Source organism: Pontibacillus yanchengensis Y32, assembly GCF_000770635.1.
GTDB classification, from domain to species: domain Bacteria; phylum Bacillota; class Bacilli; order Bacillales; family BH030062; genus Pontibacillus; species Pontibacillus yanchengensis.
Map to the genome: position 1 here is coordinate 126,712 of NZ_AVBF01000003.1, position 23,031 is coordinate 149,742.

At 38.6% G+C, this 23,031-nt stretch carries 29 protein-coding genes and 1 other annotated feature; of the genes, 14 read left to right on the forward strand and 15 right to left on the reverse strand.

What is annotated here, in order from left to right; translation table 11 throughout:
* The first annotated feature begins 368 nt into the window (after window positions 1–368).
* Both N782_RS02260 and trpS read left to right on the forward strand, forming a co-directional pair.
* A complete protein-coding gene (locus tag N782_RS02260) occupies window positions 369–743 on the forward strand; it encodes a DUF3899 domain-containing protein (protein ID WP_036815656.1) in 375 nt (124 codons plus the stop codon).
* Between the two features lie 51 nt (window positions 744–794).
* Window positions 795–1,012 (forward strand) — a binding site (T-box leader).
* A 62-nt stretch (window positions 1,013–1,074) separates the two neighbouring features.
* The gene (gene trpS, locus N782_RS02265; RefSeq protein ID WP_036815658.1) at window positions 1,075–2,076 is read left to right on the forward strand and encodes a tryptophan--tRNA ligase; all 1,002 of its coding nucleotides are present in this window, start codon (window positions 1,075–1,077) and stop codon (window positions 2,074–2,076) included.
* Window positions 2,077–2,165: 89 nt separating this feature from the next.
* On the opposite strand, the gene N782_RS02270 is transcribed toward trpS, so the two are convergent.
* A complete protein-coding gene (locus tag N782_RS02270; RefSeq protein ID WP_036815659.1) occupies window positions 2,166–2,921 on the reverse strand; it encodes a YjbA family protein in 756 nt (251 codons plus the stop codon).
* An 85-nt stretch (window positions 2,922–3,006) separates the two neighbouring features.
* Complete coding sequence (locus N782_RS02275; RefSeq protein ID WP_036815660.1) at window positions 3,007–3,216, reverse strand: YuzI family membrane protein; 210 nt, start codon at window positions 3,214–3,216, stop codon at window positions 3,007–3,009.
* Window positions 3,217–3,395: 179 nt separating this feature from the next.
* On the opposite strand from N782_RS02275, the gene N782_RS02280 reads away from it, so the two are divergent.
* Complete coding sequence (locus tag N782_RS02280; RefSeq protein WP_036815661.1) at window positions 3,396–4,448, forward strand: LCP family protein; 1,053 nt, start codon at window positions 3,396–3,398, stop codon at window positions 4,446–4,448.
* 887 nt (window positions 4,449–5,335) lie between these two features.
* Here N782_RS02280 and fabF read toward each other — a convergent pair.
* Window positions 5,336–6,577, reverse strand: coding sequence for a beta-ketoacyl-ACP synthase II (fabF, locus tag N782_RS02285; protein ID WP_036815663.1), 1,242 nt, complete (start codon window positions 6,575–6,577; stop codon window positions 5,336–5,338).
* Between the two features lie 18 nt (window positions 6,578–6,595).
* Entirely contained in the window at window positions 6,596–7,540 is a 945-nt protein-coding gene (locus N782_RS02290) for a beta-ketoacyl-ACP synthase III (protein ID WP_036815665.1), read from the reverse strand.
* Window positions 7,541–7,706: 166 nt separating this feature from the next.
* Here N782_RS02290 and N782_RS02295 point away from each other — a divergent pair, with 166 nt between their 5' ends.
* Window positions 7,707–7,931, forward strand: coding sequence for a hypothetical protein (locus N782_RS02295; protein WP_036815666.1), 225 nt, complete (start codon window positions 7,707–7,709; stop codon window positions 7,929–7,931).
* A 189-nt stretch (window positions 7,932–8,120) separates the two neighbouring features.
* On the opposite strand, the gene N782_RS02300 is transcribed toward N782_RS02295, so the two are convergent.
* The 3 genes from N782_RS02300 to N782_RS02310 form a co-directional block, all read right to left on the reverse strand.
* Window positions 8,121–9,074, reverse strand: coding sequence for a BMP family ABC transporter substrate-binding protein (locus N782_RS02300; protein WP_237582484.1), 954 nt, complete (start codon window positions 9,072–9,074; stop codon window positions 8,121–8,123).
* Between the two features lie 104 nt (window positions 9,075–9,178).
* Window positions 9,179–9,781, reverse strand: a complete 603-nt coding sequence (locus N782_RS02305) for a Rossmann-fold NAD(P)-binding domain-containing protein (RefSeq protein ID WP_036815667.1) — start codon at window positions 9,779–9,781, stop codon at window positions 9,179–9,181.
* Window positions 9,782–9,833: 52 nt separating this feature from the next.
* Window positions 9,834–10,592, reverse strand: coding sequence for a hypothetical protein (locus N782_RS02310; protein ID WP_052111114.1), 759 nt, complete (start codon window positions 10,590–10,592; stop codon window positions 9,834–9,836).
* 177 nt (window positions 10,593–10,769) lie between these two features.
* Here N782_RS02310 and N782_RS20920 point away from each other — a divergent pair, with 177 nt between their 5' ends.
* Window positions 10,770–10,946: a YjzD family protein gene (locus N782_RS20920; RefSeq protein WP_084102949.1), complete on the forward strand. Its 177-nt coding sequence runs from the start codon at window positions 10,770–10,772 to the stop codon at window positions 10,944–10,946.
* Window positions 10,947–11,169: 223 nt separating this feature from the next.
* On the opposite strand, the gene N782_RS02315 is transcribed toward N782_RS20920, so the two are convergent.
* Together N782_RS02315 and N782_RS02320 are read right to left on the reverse strand one after the other, a co-directional pair.
* A complete protein-coding gene (locus N782_RS02315) occupies window positions 11,170–11,349 on the reverse strand; it encodes a YjzC family protein (protein WP_036815669.1) in 180 nt (59 codons plus the stop codon).
* A 75-nt stretch (window positions 11,350–11,424) separates the two neighbouring features.
* Entirely contained in the window at window positions 11,425–11,799 is a 375-nt protein-coding gene (locus N782_RS02320; RefSeq protein WP_036815671.1) for a hypothetical protein, read from the reverse strand.
* Between the two features lie 136 nt (window positions 11,800–11,935).
* Between N782_RS02320 and N782_RS02325 the strand changes: the two genes are divergently transcribed.
* Both N782_RS02325 and N782_RS21225 read left to right on the forward strand, forming a co-directional pair.
* Window positions 11,936–12,751 carry an undecaprenyl-diphosphate phosphatase gene (locus N782_RS02325; RefSeq protein WP_036815673.1) on the forward strand — a complete coding sequence of 272 codons (816 nt, stop codon included), beginning with the start codon at window positions 11,936–11,938 and terminating at the stop codon, window positions 12,749–12,751.
* A gap of 117 nt (window positions 12,752–12,868) precedes the next feature.
* Window positions 12,869–13,012, forward strand: a complete 144-nt coding sequence (locus N782_RS21225; RefSeq protein WP_152600694.1) for a lmo0937 family membrane protein — start codon at window positions 12,869–12,871, stop codon at window positions 13,010–13,012.
* A 1,013-nt stretch (window positions 13,013–14,025) separates the two neighbouring features.
* Here N782_RS21225 and moaD read toward each other — a convergent pair.
* From moaD to N782_RS02350, 5 genes are all read right to left on the reverse strand, one after another.
* Complete coding sequence (gene moaD / locus N782_RS02330) at window positions 14,026–14,259, reverse strand: molybdopterin converting factor subunit 1 (protein ID WP_036815674.1); 234 nt, start codon at window positions 14,257–14,259, stop codon at window positions 14,026–14,028.
* Window positions 14,252–14,722 (reverse strand): molybdenum cofactor biosynthesis protein MoaE, encoded by a 471-nt coding sequence (locus N782_RS02335; RefSeq protein WP_036815675.1) that lies wholly within the window; start codon window positions 14,720–14,722, stop codon window positions 14,252–14,254. The genes moaD and N782_RS02335 overlap by 8 nt, the downstream gene beginning before the upstream one ends.
* Window positions 14,715–15,251: a molybdopterin-guanine dinucleotide biosynthesis protein B gene (gene mobB, locus N782_RS02340; protein ID WP_036815676.1), complete on the reverse strand. Its 537-nt coding sequence runs from the start codon at window positions 15,249–15,251 to the stop codon at window positions 14,715–14,717. Before mobB ends, N782_RS02335 begins: the two co-directional genes overlap by 8 nt.
* 83 nt (window positions 15,252–15,334) lie before the next feature.
* The gene (locus tag N782_RS02345) at window positions 15,335–15,646 is read right to left on the reverse strand and encodes a metal-sulfur cluster assembly factor (protein WP_036815677.1); all 312 of its coding nucleotides are present in this window, start codon (window positions 15,644–15,646) and stop codon (window positions 15,335–15,337) included.
* Window positions 15,647–15,734: 88 nt separating this feature from the next.
* Window positions 15,735–16,538, reverse strand: coding sequence for an alpha/beta fold hydrolase (locus N782_RS02350; protein ID WP_476704239.1), 804 nt, complete (start codon window positions 16,536–16,538; stop codon window positions 15,735–15,737).
* A gap of 137 nt (window positions 16,539–16,675) precedes the next feature.
* Here N782_RS02350 and N782_RS02355 point away from each other — a divergent pair, with 137 nt between their 5' ends.
* The 3 genes from N782_RS02355 (at window position 16,676) to N782_RS02360 (ending at window position 17,966) form a co-directional block, all read left to right on the forward strand.
* Window positions 16,676–17,500 (forward strand): Cof-type HAD-IIB family hydrolase, encoded by an 825-nt coding sequence (locus N782_RS02355; protein ID WP_036815684.1) that lies wholly within the window; start codon window positions 16,676–16,678, stop codon window positions 17,498–17,500.
* 113 nt (window positions 17,501–17,613) lie between these two features.
* Window positions 17,614–17,763, forward strand: coding sequence for a hypothetical protein (locus tag N782_RS21735; RefSeq protein WP_202406190.1), 150 nt, complete (start codon window positions 17,614–17,616; stop codon window positions 17,761–17,763).
* Between the two features lie 2 nt (window positions 17,764–17,765).
* Window positions 17,766–17,966 (forward strand): DUF3813 family protein, encoded by a 201-nt coding sequence (locus tag N782_RS02360; protein ID WP_036815689.1) that lies wholly within the window; start codon window positions 17,766–17,768, stop codon window positions 17,964–17,966.
* Between the two features lie 28 nt (window positions 17,967–17,994).
* Here N782_RS02360 and N782_RS02365 read toward each other — a convergent pair whose 3' ends face one another.
* On the reverse strand, window positions 17,995–18,837 hold the full coding sequence (locus N782_RS02365; RefSeq protein ID WP_036815690.1) for an HAD family hydrolase: 843 nt from the start codon (window positions 18,835–18,837) through the stop codon (window positions 17,995–17,997).
* A gap of 174 nt (window positions 18,838–19,011) precedes the next feature.
* On the opposite strand from N782_RS02365, the gene N782_RS02370 reads away from it, so the two are divergent.
* From N782_RS02370 to phnE (N782_RS02385), 4 genes are all read left to right on the forward strand, one after another.
* Window positions 19,012–19,998, forward strand: coding sequence for a phosphate/phosphite/phosphonate ABC transporter substrate-binding protein (locus tag N782_RS02370; RefSeq protein WP_036815691.1), 987 nt, complete (start codon window positions 19,012–19,014; stop codon window positions 19,996–19,998).
* 138 nt (window positions 19,999–20,136) lie between these two features.
* Entirely contained in the window at window positions 20,137–20,964 is an 828-nt protein-coding gene (phnC, locus tag N782_RS02375; protein ID WP_052111115.1) for a phosphonate ABC transporter ATP-binding protein, read from the forward strand.
* Window positions 20,909–21,739, forward strand: a complete 831-nt coding sequence (phnE, locus tag N782_RS02380) for a phosphonate ABC transporter, permease protein PhnE (protein ID WP_036815692.1) — start codon at window positions 20,909–20,911, stop codon at window positions 21,737–21,739. The genes phnC and phnE (N782_RS02380) overlap by 56 nt, the downstream gene beginning before the upstream one ends.
* Complete coding sequence (gene phnE / locus N782_RS02385; protein WP_036815693.1) at window positions 21,736–22,563, forward strand: phosphonate ABC transporter, permease protein PhnE; 828 nt, start codon at window positions 21,736–21,738, stop codon at window positions 22,561–22,563. The genes phnE (N782_RS02380) and phnE (N782_RS02385) overlap by 4 nt, the downstream gene beginning before the upstream one ends.
* Window positions 22,564–23,031: the final 468 nt, after the last annotated feature.

Consider the following 23,031-nt stretch of genomic DNA (forward strand, 5'->3'; position numbering starts at 1 on the left):
AGTAGATATTTTATCTACAAAACAAATTATACAATTTTTCGGACAATTTTGCATTAACTTTTTTGCATAAATTTTAAGAAATCCTTTAAAAATTACGTTTGCATTACATAAAATAGGTATTTTGTGCTATTAAAATTAACGCAACTATTGGGCATAAATAACTACAAATGTATGTCTTCTACTAAATATACATTTCTATAAATTATGTTATATGAGCACCAATACTACTATTCCCCTTTAAATGCATAAAGCATACACACATTATTACTTACTAAATTTTCCGTCATTTTTACATTCTTTACAATGTGGTTATTTTGTAAAATCATGCTATAATATGTTTTAGAATATAGTGAAAGGGTGTAAATGACTTGGCACTATTCTCGAATAAGTGGTGGTTATTAGGAGTAAATGTCGCCCTGAGTTTTGGTTTCTTCTTTATATGGGCACCAATGTATGATTTATTTCATTACATTAACTCCCTATTTTATGTTTCATATTTTTACGTGATGATCTCTTTATTAATGATTGTCATTAAAGGGAAGTTCCTGGATGCTATAACATATAGTTTTCGAAGATTTAATAACCGCGTTTCTAAAGACAGAGATTACTTGGACGATTGGGAAGAAAAACCCCTCCCTTCACAAATGGTGAAACCTACAGTTTTAAAAATGTTTATCTTCCAAGGAATTGTATTAACTGTTGGTATGCTCGGACTGCTAGCTTATTTTTACCAATCAATTTAAGTAGCTTGCAAATCAATGTATAATTGCATATAATTTAACAACAATACGATAAACGAAGCGATGAGAAAGAGAGTACATCTCCCCCTCTGCCTAAAGAGAGTCTGTGGTAGGTGAAAACAGATGGCATGTGAAGATGGAAGTGGACTTTCGAGCAATGTTTCTGAACGTAAGTAGGAAACATCGCGGCCCAGGCGATATTGGGTAAAGTGATCTCTTATTAAATAATTTAGAGATAACTAGGGTGGCACCACGGTTCATTCGTCCCTACATATTACATGTAGACGAATGGACCTTTTTTATGTTTAAGAATATCTAGATGAGGTGAAAAAAGATGAAGAATATTTTTTCAGGAATTCAACCGAGCGGGACGTTAACAATAGGAAATTACTTAGGAGCTATGAAGCATTTCCCTGAGCTTCAAGAAGAAAACAATACGTACTTTTGTATTGTGGATGAACATGCTATTACTGTTCCACAAGACAGATTAGAATTACGTAAGAATATCCGTTCCTTAGCTGCACTGTATATTGCTTCTGGTATTGATCCGAATAAGTCTACCTTATTTATTCAATCAGAAGTTCCAGCACATACGCAATTAGGATGGATGCTACAGTGTGTAGCCTACATTGGTGAGCTAGAACGCATGACGCAATTCAAAGATAAATCCAGTAAAGCAGGAAGAGAAGGTGTTTCTGCAGGATTACTAACTTATCCTCCATTAATGGCATCCGATATTCTTCTATATAATACAGATATCGTTCCCGTTGGAGAGGATCAAAAGCAGCACCTAGAGTTAACACGAAATCTAGCGCAACGTTTTAACAATAAATACAATGACATTTTCACTGTTCCAGAAATTAGCATATCTCAAGTTGGAGCTAGAATTATGTCCTTACAAGAGCCAACGAAAAAAATGAGTAAATCAGACGAAAATCAAAAAGGTTTCATCTCCATGTTAGATGATGAAAAACAAATGGAGAAAAAGATTAAGAGTGCTGTTACTGATTCTGAAGGCATTGTCAAATTCGATGCGGAGAATAAGCCAGGCATTTCCAACCTTCTTACCATCTATTCCAGTTTTGCTAACGAGAGTATTGAGAGTCTTGAAGCAAAATATGAAGGAAAAGGCTACGGAGAATTCAAACAGGATGTAGCCAATGTTGTTATAGAGGCAATGCGCCCAATCCAAGAACGCTACTATGAACTCATCGACTCTGAAGAGTTAGATGATATATTAGATCATGGCGCAGAAAAAGCTAATGCCGACGCTATGAAAACGATACGCAAAGTGAAAAAAGCAATGGGCTTAGGCCGAGTGAAAAAGAAGAAGTAATGAACAAAAGCTCGGGGAGCGCCCGTTAAGCGACGTATCTAGACAATAATAAAGGGGGTCTGACCCCAGTGCATCATTCGCACTGATGGTCAGACCCCTTTGTTTACTTGTTGGTTGTATTCTAGCTCCCAAAGTTTTTCGAAAAATGGTTGGCCTTTAACAAGGTTCCTGCATAGTTCTTCGTGTGCTCTTGACCATCCATCGGATACACCGTTATATAGCATCTGCCATGCTTGGTCAAAGCTATATTGGTGAATGGTTGCATAATGACTTGGATCCCATTCTGTTAACCAATAGCGAACTTCTGATAAATTTTGGGTTGTTTGTAATTGATCCAACGCCATCATTAGAAGTTGCTTGAGTTGTCGTTCTTTTCTAGTTAACCCAATCATAGTCACGGGATGAGGAGACAAGATGTGGTATTCCTTCTCCTCTTCTCCTTCACGGAAGTTGTACGATTCTGGCTTGTGTTGATCAATCATATCGTACACCAGTCGTTCTTGTCTTGGAATCAATCTACTCTTTCGTACTGGTAAATTGTATCCCATCGTATCCACTGCTAATACGGATGTGCCATCTGTAACGACAAAAGCATATTCCAGGGAAATTCGTTCTTGATTCTTACGTAAATAAGCTCGTTTGTACACCGCATCTAACAAAGATTGTGGTAGGTCTTGGAGGTCATTTTCAATGTAATGGTAGAGCGATGCATGTACGTACAATAGTGGTACCTGGTCCAGAAGCTCAATGCCATCTTCTTTACGCCATTCATGAAACGAACAAACGTTATATCCATTTTCTTCTCCTTCAAACCAATTCACCCATACATCATGTAAATACAGCATTCTTACCCCTCACTTTTCCAAACGTTTTCTTCTGTAGAAATCAGTATGACCATCACAGGAATTTTTATTCGAATTCAGCCAACTTTTAACAGGAATCATTCGGAAACAGAAATGTAGATACTAATATAAGAAGGACGCCAATCGGAAGGAGATAGCATTCTGGGCGGGTTTGTATAAACAAAAGGTAATCCATCCATTGAAATCCCGCAGGTAAAAAATTTAGATAGGCAATCATTGTTACTCCACCAGAAACAGCTAGTCCAAATCCTATTAAAAATAGAACAATGGCCACCACTTGCTCATCCCCTTCCCAAGCTCGTCCATTTTGCTACTATAAATATATGTACAAGACTACCCCCTCATTCCAAATGATAGGACCGAATTTTTATCTAGAAGCAAAAACCCTCTTTACTTGAAACAATAGAAGGAGTAAATTATTAAATAAGTGGTTTTTTTGAGAGAGGAGGTACATGGATGGCCGGAAGCCGTATGATACGTAGACAACGTAAGAGAAAACGTAAACGAAAGCTTCTCTTTTCCATCGTTATTGTACTGATCTTGAGTGTGATTGGATATTCTTCATTTCAATTTGCAGCAGGTCAAGACTTAGGTGCAGACAATGGTGGTACTGGGAATTCCGAAAAAAATGAAGAAACAAAAGAGGATTTTGAAAATAGAGATGTTGAAATTGAAAAACCTGAAGATGAGAAGATAAACATTCTGCTAGTCGGAAGTGATCAACGAGGCAATGAATCTGCTCGTACAGATACGATTATGATTGGCCAGTACAACACAGATAAAGGTACTGCTAAACTTGTCTCTATCATGAGAGACACTTACGTTCAAATTCCAGGAAGAGGCTATAACAAAATCAATGCCTCATATGCTATAGGAGACGTTGCGTTGCTCTCTGAAACCATTGAAAAGAATTTTGGAGTACCAATTGACCATTATGCTGTTGTGAACTTTGAAGGGTTTAAAGACATCATCGATACAGTAGCTCCAAATGGAATTGAAATTGATGTAGAAAAACGAATGCAATATAGCGATAATGCCGGGGATGTAAATATTAATTTATATCCTGGAGAACAAAAATTAAATGGATCTCAATTGTTAGACTATGCTCGTTTTCGTAATGACATCGAAAGTGACTTCGGACGTGTTCGAAGACAACAACAAGTGATGTCTCGCTTAAAGGATGAGATGGTTTCTTTCAGTAGTATCACTAAGCTACCAAAAACAGCTGGGTTACTTAGTTCCTACGTTGCGACAGACATGAACAATGCGCAATTATTAAATTATGGCCGCATGTTCTTAATGAATCCAGCGGAAAACATTCAAAAGCAGCGTATTCCTGTTGACGGTTCCTATGAAAATAAACGTGTAGCCAACATAGGTCTAGTACTATCGCATAACGAACAGCAAAACCGTCAGGCTATACAAGACTTTTTGAGTACAGAATCAGAACAGGATAAAGCACAAGCAAGCCAAGATCCACTAAGTGAATCAACTAATAATGAATCGTGAGAACAAAAGCGCAAGCGCCCGGGTAGCGACGTATATGCTGCGGCCCACACGACGTGGGTTGGTTCGATGTTGCTGCGTGATGCAGCGATCTTAATCGAACTTCCCCTGATTCCGTATGAGATAAAGGAAACACGAAGAGCGATAGCGATTCGATGTTGACTTATCGTAAGGAGGTGCAGGAAGTTTGCTAGTCGCTGGGCGCTGGAGCTGGACGTGGCTACTTCACTTTTTCAGTTATACACAAGCATTGAATTTTATAATTTCCTATATGATAAAACAATCCCGTACCACTTATTTAGTGGTGCGGGATTGTTATTTGATACGACTTAAAATTATTCGAAATTTCTACAGTGTATGGGACGTTTTCTAAATGGGTGGTATCAACGAAAGCGAGGAATGGTTTAGGACTCAAAGTGATATGATGCTATGCTAGCGGACATATAGAAGCTGTCTATTAACTGTGGAAACCATCCACCGTATAATATTTGGACTTAATAATGGTCAAAGCACCCCCACAATTAGGCTTTTTTAGAGTGATATATCTATTTTTTTAGCCTAAAAACCATGAAATTGGAGTGAGTTTGAATGAGACTCAAACTTATCCAGAGTTAATAGACACCTTCATATAGTCTCTTATTCCTCGATTTGAAGGCTATTTTGCATTCGTAACGGACATCCAGTACTCTATTTAGCCTAATTCACCTTAATGGAGTGTGTTTTTTCACAAATAAGATACCATATGTCCCTTACCCTCTCCAAAATAGGGTTTTTACAGAAAATAAAAGATTATATGTCCGTCAAAAAAGGTTTCCTACAATTACCGATTTTACTAAACGATTAAAAACGACTCTATTCAATAGAATAGAGCCGCTTTCTTATAATCAAACTTACTCTGCAAATTTCTTAAAGATTAATGTAGCGTTATGACCGCCAAAGCCTAATGAGTTACTAAGGACTGTTGTCACTTCGCGTTCTTTTGCTTCGTTAGGCACGATATCTAAGTCACAATCTGGGTCTGGGTTTTCGTAATTAATCGTTGGTGGCACGATGTTATTGAGTAGTGATTTTATTGAAATAACTGACTCGATTGCACCTGCTGCACCAAGTAAGTGTCCAGTCATGGATTTCGTTGAGCTCATAGATAGCTTGTAGGCATATTCACCAAATACATTCTTCACTGCTTCTGTTTCATACTTATCATTTAACGCTGTGCCTGTACCATGAGCATTGATATAATCAACCTCTTCCGGTTTCAAACCAGCATTTTCAAGTGCTTGCTTCATAGAACGTGTTGCACCTTCACCTGTTGGTGCTGGTGCTGTGATATGATAAGCGTCTCCTGTTGAACCATAGCCTACAATTTCGGCGTAAATGGTTGCGCCTCGTTTTTTGGCAGATTCAAGTGATTCCAATATTAGAATACCGGCACCTTCCCCCATAACGAATCCACCACGTTCCTTATCAAATGGACGGCTTGCTTTTGTAGGGTCTTCTTCTGGGGAAAGAGCCTTCATTGAAGAGAAACCGGCAAATGCCATATTCGTTAGTGGAGCTTCAGAACCACCAGCAATCATTACGTCTGCATCGCCACGTTCAATTACTTTATATGCATCTCCGATTGAGTTTGCACCAGAGGCACATGCTGTAACCGTACAGGAGTTTATTCCTTTGGCGCCAAGCGCGATTGAAACCTGTCCTGCAGCCATGTCTGGAATCATCATCGGTACAAAGAATGGGCTTACTCGACGAGCACCTTTGTCCATGAATTTACGGAATTGCTCTTCGTATGTGTTCATTCCACCAATACCAGATCCAATCCACACTCCGGTACGAGTATCATTTTCCTCGTTAATTTCTAAACCAGAATGCTTCACTGCCATTAGAGAAGCTGCTAATGCATATTGTGTGAAAGGGTCCATTCTACGTGCTTCTTTTTTATCAAAATAGTTACCTGGATCGAAGTCTTTTAATTCTCCTGATACATGAGCAGAGAATTCATCTTTGTTTACCTTAGTAATTTCTCCAATCCCCGAATTCCCGTTTACTATATTGTCCCACATCGTTTCTACATCGTTACCAACAGGCGAGACTGCTCCCATGCCAGTAACTACAACTCTCCTTGCATCCATATAAGCTTCCTCCTTCAATTAGATTCCATAACGTAATGCTACAGCGCCCCAGGTGAGTCCACCACCGAAACCGACTAGCACTACTACATCATTATCTTTTATTTTACCGTTTTCTACGTTTTCTGATAAGGCGATTGGAATAGAAGATGAAGAAGTATTGCCATATCGCTTCACAGAAGTAGCCATTTTTTCTTCTGGAATTTCAAGACGTTGTCTAGCTGCTTCCATAATTCGAATGTTTGCCTGGTGAGGCACTAGAAAATCAACTTCTTCCTTGGTTAACCCTGCTTTTTCAAGTACATTTATGGACGATTCAGGCATTTGACGAACTGCAAACTTAAATACTTCACGCCCATTCATCTTGATAAAGTTATCTTCCTTGCATTGATATAAATGCTTGGCACCAGTAGGGTCTGTACCTAATTCAAAGGACAAGATTCCTTTTCCTTCGCTTACAGGTCCCATTACGGTAGCACCAGCTCCGTCTCCAAATAAAACACAGGTGTTACGGTCTGTCCAGTCGGTAATTTTGGATAATTTCTCTGCACCAATAACTAAAACATGGTCATACGCACCATTTTGGATAAACTGTTGTGCTGTAATCATACCATACATAAAACCTGCACATGCTGCAGATAAATCCATTGAAGCTGCATTTGTTGCTCCTAGCAATTCTTGAACACGATTACCAACAGATGGGAATGGCGAATCCGGTGTCACAGTAGCCACTAAAATTAAATCAATGTCCTCTGGCTTAAGGTTAGATTTTTCCAGAGCACGTACAGCTGCTTCATAAGCCATATTTGATGTATCCATGTCATCTGTGGCTAACCTTCTCTCTTCAATTCCTGTACGGGTACGAATCCACTCGTCATTCGTTTCCACAAGCTGTTCCATATCAAAATTGGTAAATACACGATCTGGTACATAATGGCCTGTACCTAAAATACCTGCATTTCTCATATCTTCATCCCCTTAAAGGTAATATATATTATCAATTCTTATGACTTGGTACTAATTTTAAGATATTTATAAAGTAGATTCAAGTAGAACCAATCGTCATGATTAGACAGGAGCCCTCCCTCACCCAAGCTATTGTCCATAATATAGTACCAAGGAGGTGGAACCCTTGGCAGAGAAAAAACAGTCAAACCAAGAGGAAGCTAGAAGCTTTAATGACTTTATGTTTGGACCACGGCCAACTTCATCCGAATCAAAAACAACAAAAACAGACAAAAAGGAAAACGAGTCTTTTGACATTGTCGATACAACAGAAATCGTAATGGAAACCTACAAACAGCTTTCCCCATATGTAAAAGGTGTAACAAAATTCTTTAAAAATTGGAAGTCTTAACAACATGGCCGCTCCAGCTTAATATTATATGTACAGTAAAAAGCTTTCAAAAGCTATGTTTACACATTAAAAAAATCCTGCCACAACTTATCTGTGCCAGGATTTTTTTAGTTTAAGAAAAGCGCAAGCGCGCGAGAAGCTTTTTTACTTCTTAGGTAACCTTCCTATATAAAATGGAATTATTGCTGATTATTTGTTTGGAAGTTTCCCCGTTTCTTTATACTCCTCAACTGCACTTTTTACTTTCTTCTTAAATCCTTCTGGTACGGTTGAACTGAAATCACCTAAAGAGATGGCCTCATCTTGAAAATCAAAGGTTAATACGTCATTTGGCAATTCACCATTGTTGAATTGCTTGGCAGCCAATAGATATAGTTTATCTACATGTTGCACGGTACTCGTTAATACTGTAGCATCTCCAAAATTAGACTGGTCTGAAACATACCCTATGGCTTGCAAATCACTTTCTTTAATGGATTTCATTAAAGGTACATTAAATCCATCCCCCGCTGGGTAAAAGGTATCGACATCATCTATCTTCATTTGATTAAACATCATTTTCGCTCTCGAAGTGTTGTCCCAACTATTTACATATTGGATGTGTACATCAGCATCTGGGTTTTGATATAGTGCTCCTTCATAAAACCCTTCTATTTCTGGTTGCCACTCATATGCTGCAATAATACCAACATTATCAGTCTGAGACATTCCAGCTGCAACCATTCCGCCAAAGAAGCCCATGGCATGTGCGTTAAAATTTAAGCTTGTTATATTTTCTCCATGAATGCTTCCATTAAAATATACAAATTGTATGTCTGGGTATTGTGACTGAAGTTGATCGAAGTACTTTCCAAACGAACTACCATGTCCAAAAATTAAATTTACGCCTTCCTGAGCGAATTCCTCAATAGCCTTTTGTGCAGATTGTTTGGATTGTATATGTTGCTTAAAATATACATCAACTTTTAACTCATCTTTAATATCTAATAGCCCTTTGTATCCTTTTTGCCCCCATACCTGATCATGAACAGTATGTTCGACAAGCATTCCAACTTTATGGATATTACCTTGCCCCATAGCATTGGAACATCCTGTCATTAATACAAGCAATAATGCAAATGATACCAGGATTCGCAAATACACTTTCTAGCACCTCATTTACTCAATGACTTCATAATAACTAATAATATATCTACCACATTGTATCTCTTATCCTTCATTTCGTAAATGTATGCACATGTTGAGTGTTACTTTTCATAATAAGATGGAAATTGACATTGATGTTCTTTTACCCGTTTAATCGCTTCGTCAAAAGAAGTAGATCTAGAAATGAGCCTATCATATCCATCAAGTTGCTTGTCATCATTCATCCCCATCATTATTACATCATTTTCAACAGCTGAAGTTGCAATTTGAAGAATGGGAGAAATTACATCCTCAACCGGTACATCCTGTTTCGTTATGCTTGAAAAAGGAGTAGATAGCCATGGACCATAGCATCGTTGCAAATGCACGGTTATCCACCCTTCTCTCCCCTGGTTTTTTTGGTTAAAAGATAGAATGCGAACACGGGAAGTAGCGTGGATTTTCTCTAAAGGTTTCCAAGGAGGTGTGTCCCCTTCCCGTTCTATAACATACATTTCTTCAAAAGCATTGTTAGCTTCTTCATCTAAATAATTTTCTACTGTGTTGTAGTATGAAAAGTTCGCATTCCTTCCAATAAACATCGCTAAGGTTTCTTTTTTATCAGTACGTTCATCGATTCCTACGACTTGATGGCCTTCATCTAATAAGGCATTTACAATATGAAATCCGATTCCTTCATAACAACCCCATACCAGATAATTCATCTATTACTCCCCTCCTATTTATAGCGTATGATGAATCTCTTTAATCATGCTTTCAATAGGAATTACTTAACGTAGTTTCATGTTCTTTCATAAATTGAAGAATAGACGTCGTCACTCTTGGTAGAATTGGGTGTATTGCTAACTTAAGCTCCACCCTTCTATTTAAATAGTGTTGATCTTCTTCAAAACGACGACTATGCTCATGAACAGAATAATGTTGACTTGATACATCATGAAAAATTAACGTAGGTGTCTCCGTTCTAGGCAACGAAGAGGGTTGGATTAGACTACTTTCAATTTTCTTCTCATCCATTTCATATGACGTGGCTAGCTCTTTTTTCAAACGTTTAAAGAAGACTTGATTGCTTCTTTCTTGATTAAACAATGCCTTCATGCTCAAACATGGTGTAAAAAAAACAAACGATCGTATCGGAATATTATGATTCTCCTGCCATCTTAGTGCTGTTAATGCCCCCATTCCCTCAGCAATAACATGAATATACGGATTTATAATTTCTTTTCTTCGAACGAATTGAAAGACCTGATGTAGTAAATGAGTGGTCTTAGGACTTCCCCATCCATTACCGTAAAGGTGGCTCGTAAATAATGTGTACCCATTCTCTAACAATTGATTTAGTAAGTTTGCTCTTTCAGGATGTTCACTCCAAAACGATTGATGTTCTTCTACATAATGCCCTGCATCACCAAGGTAAAGGACTAGAAATCCATTTGGTTTTTCTGGTAGGTGAAGCAAGCAGGTTTGTTTATCCATTTCGAATGTTCTTGTTATAGCATCCAAGGAGTTATCCATTCAGTCTCATCCTTTATAAAAGGGTTATATCCTTTATAATGTATGTATAGGATATAGCATTGTATGGTCAAATGCCTTTATCTAGAAAAGTTCTTACTATTAATATTATCTTTGTGTTTATTTTTCTGAAAACGTTTGATAAACTAAAAGCAGATTGTTGAAATAGAGGTGAGCATTATGCGTTTGTTCTGGTCAATCTTTTGGGGCTTTCTACTAAGCTGCATGGTTACATATGTAGTATCTAGTATGAATGGTGGAGCATTCCATTTGTCCCAAGCAATTGTGCTAACCGTGGCTTTCACCCTAACCGTTTTAATCTTAGGGGAAGGCGCATTAAAAGAAGACGCCGAATAATAGAGTGACGAAGTTGGTAATATACTACTTCGTCATTCGCTATTTATGAAGAAAAATCCTCCTTTCCCGTTAAGGAAGGAGGATTTTTACTTTTCAACCAAATCAAATTATAAGTTTTTTCTTCTTGTTTAGCTCAAGTCCCCACTATCCGATGTTTATCTATCGAAAGAAAGGGTAGCTTAGCTTCTATATATAGCATGCACCTGCTGGTGGATGCTATTGTTTATGGCTTGCGTTTATAAGACCAGACACGGTCCTTATTTGAATTCTCTGGGAAGGATTGACCTGCATTTAGGCGAATTTGCTTCGGGTCTTTCACCATGCTTCCTGTTTCTCCAATCTCTACATAAACCCCATTATTGGGTGCTTTATCGCCATGCTTAAATTGATGTCTTTGCCCCATATCTCAAACTCCTTTACATGTCTTTACTAGTTAGTTTGACGTTGGAGCAACAGATTTATACTAAAGATTATGGTTTTAATACCATGGCAAAGCATTTACCGTAACAAGAACAGATAATGGTAAAATTAGGCGTTGAAATCGTTGTGGTGGCTGGTATGATTGGTTTGATGAATGTTCATATCTCCCAATAATGTTCGCATTTTCGTATTGTCGAAAGGAAGAAGGAGATGAAGAATACGGTGGATAGGCAGGAGAATTATGCTCAAATGTATTCTGTTGTTCAGCTGAAGTTGGAATGGCTAAATACAGATAATCACCATCAACCCCAGTTATGATACCATCTACGTGTTCACCATCTGCTAATTGAGCCAATATATATTGATTCATATGCTTATTACATAAGGAATACATATGACTGTAGGTAGAACTTTGTCCTTTTCTCTTTCTCATAGTATCGGCCTCCTTTTATAAGGTAGGATATTCACCCAGCCCACAATTGTGAAAGGAAACGGTCGTACATTATAGAGATACAGGATAATGACTGTCGCTATATACAGACTCATTTGATACAGGAGGAAAACGTAATATGGAAAAATTGTTTGAACTGATAACGTATTTATTTTTAGGATTGTTTCAAGGATTTACTGAACCCGTTCCCATTTCATCTAGTGGACATTTAGTCATTGTTCAAGATCTATTCAATATAAACAAACCAGGTCTAACATTTGAGGTATTAGTTAATTTTGGCTCTCTTATCGCAGTCCTTATGGTTTATCGGAAGGATTTAATCCGCTTAATAAAAAATGGACTAGCCTTTATTTTTGGTAACACTAGAAATGAAGAAACCAAAAGTGATTTTCGCTTTATTATCTACTTGATCATCGGTACAATCCCCGCAGCTGTTTTGGGTATTTTGTTAGAAGACTGGATTGGCAATACCTTTGGGGATAAAGCGAAAATGGTGGGTATTACGCTTATTATAACTGGTGTTGCGCTTTGGATTATTCGTAACTTAAAAGGAATTAAAGGTGACCACGATATTACATGGATTGGTGTTATTATTGTAGGTCTAGCCCAAGCTGTCGCTTTAATTCCTGGCATTAGTCGCTCTGGTGCTACGATTGTAGCTGCAATGCTGCTTGGATGGAAACAAGAAACCGCACTGCGTTTTTCCTTTTTATTATTCATTCCAGTAAGTCTCGGAACAGTCGTATTAAGTGTCGGGGATTTGGTTTCCCAAGGTGAAGCTAATCTAATCCCATACATTCTTGCATTCTTAGGCTCTATAGTAGCCTCCTATTATGCGCTACGTTGGTTCATGAATATTATGGCAAAAGGAAACCTAAAATATTTCTCCTTCTATTGCTTTATCGTAGGCGCACTTGTATTCATCTTCATGTAATGTAAAACACCCTACCCAACTAAGGGTGCTTTACATTTGAAATATGAATGTAATCTCACATCACGTTTTGAACCCTCTCCAAAAGGGCACTATATATACTAGAAGGAGGGTTACAAGATGTTGTGGACAATTTTAATCGTATTATTAATTCTATGGTTACTAGGATTCTCCCTACAAATCGGAGGCGGAATTATACACCTTCTGTTAGTAATTGCACTAATCTTACTTATTGTTAACCTTGCAAAAGGATTGAAACGGTGACTTATAGTCGAGAAAAAGCCTGAAACCTCTATTTAGAGATTTCAGGCTTTTTTTTAATTGGCTTTGTTAAAGTTTATTGATGATATAGAAATGAGATAATTTTATGTTCTTCCATATAAGCACCATTATGTTGAAGACTTGGATTCGAGATATTATGGATTAGAGAAATGTTTCCGTTATTTTAGTAAGAATAAAGGTGGCCGTGGAACAACTCGCGTCCTGCCGGCGAGCTGGCAAGCCTCCTCGAGCCCAAAAGCGGGGCTCTGCGGGGTCTCGCCTACCTCTTTCTCCGGCGGGAGTCTCCTTGTTCCACGGCCACCTTTGCTTTTATTGAGATGAACGGAAACATGGCCTGATTTGAAGGGGACGTTTTTAAATGGTGGTATCCACGAAGCGAGGAATGGATTGCGAGGCAGAGTGATGCTATGCGGACATATAGTCTCTTATTCTTCGATTTGAAGGCTATTTTGCATTCGTAACGGACATTCAGTACGCTATTTGGCCTAAATCACCTAAAAGTAGTGTGTTTTTTCACAAATAAGATATCATATGTCCGCAAGCCTCTCCAAAATAGGGTTTTTACAGTAAATAAGAGATTATATGTCCGTCAAAAAAAAGTTGTCCTACGTATTGCCGATTCCTATAACAACATATCGGCAGGGATGGGTGGGAAACGGGGAGACTCCCGCGGGAGAAAGAGGTTGGCGAGATCCCCTGAGGGCGTTTTCCCCGAAGGTAGCTTGCCAGCTCGCCCGCAGGACGCGAGTCGTTTCCCACCCATCCCTAACCCTCATTAAGCATCGGACCCAACCTCCCCCCTTAACCAATAATCATCTCAAATCCAAGTCTTCCAGATTATGCTTCTTATCGTGAATAAGGCTATGTTGATTAGTTGATTCCAAAAACCAACACCAACCTTTAACAGCCTACTCGTCAAAAAAGAATCAAAATTAACGAATAAAAACGTCTAGGTATAGTACCTAGACGTTTAACATATTTCTATTCAGCTCTCATCAGCCTCCGCTTACTGGCGGGATAAATGCAACAGTGTCACCATCTTTTAGCTCTGTTGACATGTTTGTATATTCTTCATTTACCGCTACGTTCGCATCATCCAATTCTAGGATACCGTAGTTTTCTTTCAGTACGGATTTAACGTGAGAGATAGGATGTCCAGCTGCGTCGATTTCTACACTTTCTCTGCCTGCTGCTTCTTGAAATTGTGCAAATAGTAATACTTTAACCATATAAATCCTCCTCTTCTGGCTTTCCGGTTGGATAGGCTTTGGTCTCGAGTTGATCTCCAATCCAAGACTCCCCATCCTCCCAGTGTTCTTTTTTCCAAATTGGCACGATCTCTTTAATGCGTTCAATCGCATAGCGACTAGCATCATAGGAGTCTGCCCTATGTGGTGTTGAGACCGCAATCACCACGGCAATATCAGATATGTGCAGTTCACCAATACGATGGGTAATAGCGACTCGTGCATCCGGCCATTTCGTTTGAATCTCATCTCCGATTTGGGCTAATTTCTTTTCAGCCATCGGAACATAAGCATCATAATGTAAATATAGTGTCCGTTTGCCTTTCGTAAACTCTCGAACCGTACCAATAAAGGTATTGACTGCACCACTTTCTGGCCTTACAACCATATTTACCACGTCTTCTACAGAAATAAACTCGTCTGTTATACGAAAATAGTTATTCATTTCCTTCACACCTCTCTATTATTCGTTTGGACACATCCTGAATGGATTGAGAATGATATATAGGAAAAGCTGCCTCACTTTTCTTGAGTTGAATTAATGGTTGATGAGTCCAGTATAGATATGAGTCAATAAAAGAGCATTCCTCTACTAGAGATAGATCTTGTTTATCTTTAAGAATGACTGTTTTAGGATAGGTAGCATGCTTGAAGCCTTCAAGCAGAACGATATCAATGTCCATAACTTCATACACATGAAGCATTTCTTCGAGTGACCAGTGTTGTTTTTTTGCTATAAAGTGAAACAAGCCGTCCCCTTCAACCCCACTTACGATAGCTCCTGCGTGACGATGCTTACCGCTATCCGTGTCTTCGTCTTGTATCATTGGTGGACCACCATGACCGTGATGCTTAAGGGCACCAACACGATATCCTTGTTGTTGTAATTCTCTAATTAAACCGGATACAACAGTTGTTTTTCCACTATTTTTATAGCCAACTATTTGCCAAACTACAAATGGATGTCTGTTCATTCTGAGAACTCCTTTCACCCATTTTCATTTTCATATGTAAAAACCCTTGTCGGTATTAAGACCAACAAGGGTTTTATTCTAAATCAATCTGGGATTCCAAGTGCGATTTTTGCGTAGCGAGACATCTTGTCCTTTGTCCAAGGCGGACTCCAAACAATATGCACTTCGATATCATTTAATTCTGGTAAATCAGATAGAACACGTTTAACGTCTTGTTCAATCGTAGCAGCAAGTGGGCATCCCATAGCTGTTAGCGTCATCGTGACATGACCTACGCCATCTTCATCACGATCTACTCCGTATATTAGCCCGAGGTTAACAATATCAATGCCAAGCTCAGGGTCAATTACATTCTCAAGTGCACCCATCATGTTATCGTGTAACTGTTGATCCATAGGTGGTTTCCCCCTTCTTGTTTCCTATTAATCATTATAACGAAAAAAGCTCTAGAATGAAAGCCAGTTCACTATGCTTCCTTCCTCGTTATAAGTGTAAATCAAACCAATTCACAGTTTCTGAAATAGCATAGGTAGAAACTTTATGATCGCGCCCTACCTCTCGTAAGAAACGAATGTTCTCTGGGTTTTTGTAATGGGAAATCGCATCATTATAAAAACTGTAAGAATGATCAAATGGTACTACATTGTCTTCTTCACCGTGCCAGAAAAACATCGGTCTTCCATATAACTTATCTATTTGCTTAGACAAATCAATGTTAGCTAATGAGCGAATCAGCTCTTGCTGTTCTTCCTCACTCATTGGAACAGTCATGCCCATCTCTTTAATCGTGGCAACTTGTTCTTCAGCGAATCGTACTGGCTGGGGTGATCCCATCAGCACGGCTGCCACTTTGATCCAGTTGTATTGTGTGAGGGCAGCACTAGTTGTAATGCCTCCCATGCTAGTTCCTGCTAAACCAATACGTCCATCTTTAATCAGGTTACGTTGTTCTAAAGCTTGTTGTAAAATAGGTAATTCCTTTAAGTTTTGAACAACAACATCCCATAAACGATAGGTAACTTCTTGGTTGTTCAATCCTTCTTCACGTTCACCATGTAAATAACAATCGGGTAAAACGACTCGATATCCTTTGGAAGCAAGTGAGTATGCTATTGGTAAGTTTTGTTCTTTCACACTTGTAATGCCATGAATATACATGACAATAGGGAGTGGTTGGTTCTCTTTATTAGAATCGACCACTATAAGTGATGGAATGCTTTCAATGGTTTCACGATAAATCCCTATCATGATGGCTGTTTCCCTTCCTTTTTTCCATACAATATGTATTCAATAATAGTATTTTCAACACATTCTATGCTAACACTCTCAATTGGGAAAAGAAAGAAAAAGGGCATCCTAGTTAGTTCGACCTTTACATATAATAAGACATAGTTATAAACTAAAAACCATAAGAGGTGGTGAATATGATGGAAAAATACTTAATCGCTTTAGATTTAGATGGGACGCTTCTAACCGATGAAAAAACCATTAGTGAGCGCAACAAACAGGCGATTGCAAAAGCAAGAGCAGAAGGACACATTGTGTCTATCGCAACAGGAAGACCGCATCGTGCTAGTATTCATTATTACAATGAGATGGAGTTAGACACCCCTATGGTAAACTTTAATGGGGCTTTAATTCACCATCCGAAAAATCATTATTGGGATGCCATACACTCTCCTATGTCCATTCGCACAGCTCATAGCATTTTACATACGTGTAAAGAGTTAGGTGTTCAGAATGTACTTGCAGAAGTTCGTGATGATGTTTATCTTGATCAATATGATGAAGAACTTATGCAAATTTTCCAAACGAGTGACACTCCTATTAACGTAGGAAGCCTGTCAGCCAATTTAAAAGATGACCCTACGTCCATTTTGATCCATCCGGAAATTGATAAAATTCAAACGCTGCGCGAACAATTAACGGATAAACATGCGGAGGTCATTGATCATCGAAAATGGGGGGCTCCTTGGCATGTAATTGAAATTGTTCGTGCTGGCTTGAATAAAGCAGTAGGACTTCAAAAAATTGCTCACTATTATCATATCCCTGAAGAGCGTATTATAGCTTTTGGTGATGAAGATAATGATTTGGAAATGTTGGAGTATGCTGGTGTTGGTGTTGCGATGGATAATGCAATTTCAGAGCTAAAAGATGTAGCCAATTATACCACCCATTCCAACGAAGGTGATGGCATTGCATGTTTCCTTGAGGATTTTCTAAAATTGTCCTCCAAAGCAATGTAGTGCTTTCTTTCCCATTTATTGAAACACATGAACGCTTTTCTTTAGACCATACTAAGCTTGAACACAGCAACACGTTGTGTTCAGGCTTTTTTCATTCTATGGGGGGATTTAGGTTGAGCAAAAAAAGCAAATCGAAGCGTTTTGTTCAGCAAGGGAAAGATGCCGTCAAGAAACATGATGAACGATTTCCGTATCGTGAAGTGTTCTCAGAAGTAGAACGTAAACGTGAGGAATCAGACAATCATACTGTGGGAGGTTTTTAAAGATGCAGAAAAGAAACAACTTATTCCAACAGGCTAGAGAAGCTGTCAGTAATGTCACCAACCGCAAAGGAGCAGCGAGTCAAGAGGAAATCAGTATCGCGAAAAACTGTATCAACTCTGCTCGTGCCAATGCTTCTGAAGAAGAACAAGGTCAACTTCAACAGCTTCAACAAGAAATTGAACGCCACGAAGGGTTAAAATAATCTCTTTCACACAGTAAAGCAGTGAGGCTCATGCCTCACTGCTTTTTGTATTACATATTTCTTGCATAGAAGAAATTACTTGAACATATGGATGATGAACATCTGCACTTGCGGAATTAATCAATATCGCTTTCATCCCTAACTGAACCGCGGGTGCAATTTCATTAATAAAATTGTCCCCTATCGAAATTGTTTCTTCCGAACTTACCTGCCATTTTTCCATCATATTTGTAAAGTGATATTCTGTTTGGCCAGGTTTCATCGCAGATGGTACAACTTCGTCAAACACATCCTGCAATTGTAGGCTTGTTAAAAGGTTGTTAACGTCATATGCTTCACTATTTGTAAGAAGGACTAGTGTTCTTTCCTTTCCCCATTCCCTTAATTGCTCGTTAAGCCCAGGAGTAATTGTTAACTGAAATTGCTCCGATACCATGTACTCCTTAGTTTTGACATAGCTATCATATGTATCATCCGTGGTAAGTCCATAATGAATGGCGTTAGCAAATGGTAGCCACCATCCATCCCCAATTGCAACGAAATTTGAAAAGTCTAACAAAATTTTATTAGAATATACTTTTTGGACTTGGCTAACATCCCACTTTTCCCCGCTCCATTCTCTTACCTCTTGAACAAGATAAGTCTCTGGATCAATGGTTAAAATGACATCATTTCTTGTATCGTAGACCGATCCAATCGTTAAGGAGTGTTTCCCCTCCAACATCTCTTGATATTCCTTCCAGAAAGCCTCTTGTTTATCAACAGGTAGCTTTTGTTGGAGATTTTTCGCATGATATTCGAAATGGTCTGTATCTTCATATAACGTCCCATCTAAGTCAAAAATCAATAACTTATGGTCTTCAATGTTCATCCTCTACCTCCTTTTTACTATCAATTCAATTACTATTTTGTAATAAAATTGTTAATGTATTATGAACCTTTTGTAAATAATCGTAAATATATGGTAAATCATATTGTTTATACCAGATTTATGCATAATAATTGACATTGCAAATAAACACACATATTTCCAAGGGGGAGAATCATGAGAAAGTTACTTACATTATTGTTGACGTTAAGCTTTGTTTTTGTACTTGCTGCTTGTGGTAGTGAAGGTTCTAGTTCTGACGCACAAGAAAACACAAGTGGAGATGATCAAACTGATCAATCTTCAGAAGAGGGGAATTCTGAAGAAAATAACTCCGAAAATAGTGAAAAACCAGAGAAAATCGTAATGGGCTTTGTTCCATCTCAAGATTCAGATGAGATTGCTGATACCGTTGAACCACTAGCGAATGAGCTTGGCGAAAAACTTGGCGTTGAGGTCGAAGGAAAAGTAATGAATAGTTACTCGGCTGTTGTTGAAGGTATGGGTAGTGGACAAATCCACATCGGTTTTCTTCCAGCATTTGCTTATGTTCTTGCAAACGAAAAATATGATGTAGAAGTTATGCTTAAATCCGAGCGTTATGGTAGTGACCAATACCGCGCACAATACGTAGTTCCTGCTGATTCAGACATGGAAAGTCTAGAAGACCTTGAAGGAAAAAAATGGGCAATTCCAGATATCACTTCAACTTCTGGTTTCCTATTCCCTGCTGCACAGATTATGGATAAATTTGAAGTAGACGATGTACAACAAGGTTTCTTCGAACAAACTATCACTGCAGGTGGTCATGATAATGCAATCATTACGCTACTTGAAGGCAATGCAGATGTAGCTACAACGTTTGAAGATGCACGTACTTCTATTGAAGAAGACTACCCAAAAGTAATGGAAAAAACGAAAATTCTAGGATACACAGACTGGATTCCAAATGACACGATTTCCGTTATCCCTTCTCTTAGTGATGATATGAAACAACAAATTCATGACGCTTTCATGTCTTTCAATGAAAATGAAGAAATGATTAAAGTGATGAACGAAGTGTACAGCTGGGATGCAATCGTTGAAGCAGAAGATAAAGAATACGACATCGTGCGTGATACGTATGAGAAATTCAAAGACCAGATTAGCATCGACGAAATGTAATTGAGCGTTCAAATTTAACGATAGGATTACCCTCAAATGCACCAAACATGAAGGAAGGGAGATGCTGATCTCCCTTCTTTCTTTTTAGTTTTTACACAGTGTTTGTTGTTTTCGGATAAGGAAGAAGGAGGATGTAACATGATTGAATTTAAAGATGTGTCCCTTGTTTATCAAAATGGGACTGAAGCATTAAAAAATATTAATTTGTCTATCTCTCAAGGGGAATTCATCGTCATTGTTGGGCTATCAGGGGCTGGTAAATCAACATTAATCAGAAGTATTAACCGTTTGGTAACCCCTACCTCTGGTCAACTACTCGTAGATGATGACAATATACTCTCCTACAATACCAAACAGTTACGTAAACTTCGTACAAAAGCTGGGATGATTTTTCAGCATCATAACCTAGTGAAACGTTCTACTGTAATGAAAAATGTGATATCTGGGCGACTTGGTTACACAAGTACACTTAAAAGTATTTTCAACCTTTATCCTAAGGAAGACTTACAACTTGCTTATGAGAGCCTAAAGCGCGTAAACATTGAAGATAAGGTTTACACTCGCTCTGATCAGTTAAGTGGGGGACAGCAGCAGCGTGTATCAATCGCTCGTGTCTTAACTCAACAACCTAACATTATTCTGGCAGATGAACCTGTTGCAAGCTTAGACCCACCTACGTCTCACCAAGTTATGACTTATTTAAAAGAAGTCAATCGTGAAGATAAAATTACTACAATCGTAAACCTACACTTTATTGATATGGCAATGGAATATGCTGATCGTATCATTGGTATGCGCGATGGTGAGATTGTTTTTGATGGACCGGTATCTGAGGTTAATGAAGGTACATTTGAGGATATTTATGGACGTAAGATACGTGAAGACGATTTACGAGGGGGGTCAGAAGCAAATGAGCCAGTCTCATCTTTCAACACAGAGGACGAATTTGCACAAACCCGAAATTAAAAGTGTTGTATCTCCAAAGAAAAAGCTAAGAAACATTCTAATCGTCTTAATAATTCTATCTCTTTATACATTTAGTTCCATTCAAACAAGTTCATTCCTAACACAATTCAATGCAGAGTTTTTTCAAAATGTAGGCCGTATGATTGGAAAAATGTGGCCACCAAGAATAGGATTCGCAAGCGCAGTATGGCCAAAGCTAGCAGAAACGATACATATGGCAGTAATCGGTACAACCATTGCCTGTATTTTTTGCTTACCATTAAGTGTATTGGCTGCGAATAATATCAATCAAAATAAATACTTATATTCTACAACGAAGTTCCTACTAAATGTACTACGGACAATTCCTGAACTATTGCTAGCTGTTATATTCGTAAGCCTTGTAGGAATTGGTGTCTTCCCAGGTATTCTAGCTCTTACTTTCTTTTCGCTTGGTATTCTAGCGAAATTATTGAGTGAGACCATCGAGAGTATTGATATGAGTCAAGTGGAAGCCATGCGAGCTTCTGGCGGAAATACGATTCAAGTTATTCGTTTTGCAGTCCTTCCGCAAATCTTACCGCAGTTCACCTCATTCTCTCTATATGTATTTGAAATTAATATTCGCGCGTCTGTTGTGCTAGGTTTCGTTGGAGCTGGAGGGATTGGTTTATTACTAAATCAACAAATCGCCTTTTTCAATTACAAAAATGCCATGGCGCTCACGTTAATTATTTATGTCGTTGTCGTGTCAATTGATTATATAAGTAATAAAATAAGGGAGGCTCTCTTATGAATTCAGAAACAAACACACTACCTCCCCGGCCCAAGCAAAGCAAAACTTCTCTATTAAAAAAATATGGACTTGGCCTAGGATTTCTAGCGCTTATCATTTGGTCTATTATGGGGACGAATGAAAAAGTAGATTGGACTAGAGTATTTAGCATGCGAACAATAGAAAACATGGATCGTGTGATACCTAAGCTGTTTCAGCCCACTCTCGATAAACTCGATCGAGTACTTGAATTAATGCTCGAAACATTGCTTATTGCCTTTACAGGTTCCTTTATGGCCTCTATTTTAGCTATCCCACTCGGATTTCTTACTGCTAAGAATATGATGGGCAACTCGTTAGCTGGCCGTATCGCTAACTTTATTTGCAAGTTGTTTTTAAATGCCGTTCGTACATTCCCTGAAATTCTTTTAGCACTTATTTTTGTAGCATCCATTGGCCCTAGCCCCTTTGCTGGTGTGTTAGCAATAGCCATAGGCTCTACAGGAATGCTTGGAAAGCTATATGGTGAAGTTATCGAAACAATTGATATGCAGGTTGTCGAAGCAATGGAAGCAAATGGAGCCAATAAAATCCAAACCCTTTTCTATGGAATCATTCCACAGATTTTACCCGACTTTCTTAGCTATGCTATCTACCGCTTCGAAATCGACGTAAGAGCCTCCACTATCCTCGGTATTATAGGGGCAGGTGGAATTGGGACACTAATCGTTATTTCTCAGAAGAACCGAAACTGGGATGAAGTCAGCTTAATTCTGATTGTCATAATCATCTCCGTTACCATTATTGATCTTATTAGTGCTCAAATACGAAAGCGTTTAGTATAGAATAAAGATTAAAGCAACTTATTAGCCCCTAAAATTAGCTAATCAAAACCTCTCGGTGAATAGTTATATCGCTGAGAGGTTTTGATTTAGATAATGTAGGGGCATGCATATTCTAATATAGCCCCATTATGTTGAAGACTTGGAATCGAGATATATTAGGATAGGTCCGATACTTTAAAATCATTAGGGTTGGGTGGGAAACAACTCGCGTCCTGCGGGCGAGCTGGCAAGCTACCTTCGGGGAAAACACCCTCAGGGGATCTTGCCTACCTCTTTCTCCCGCGGGAGTCTCGTCGTTTCCCACCCAACCCTGCCAATATGTTGCGATCGGACCTACGGCTATAAGTAGTTCATCTTCTAATGTACATACCAAATAACGAACTCATGTCGTTCACGAATGCCCACTACTCTCATTAAGAAAATAGGCCACATTACCATCCCCACTCTAGACTGGCCATGTTTCCGTTC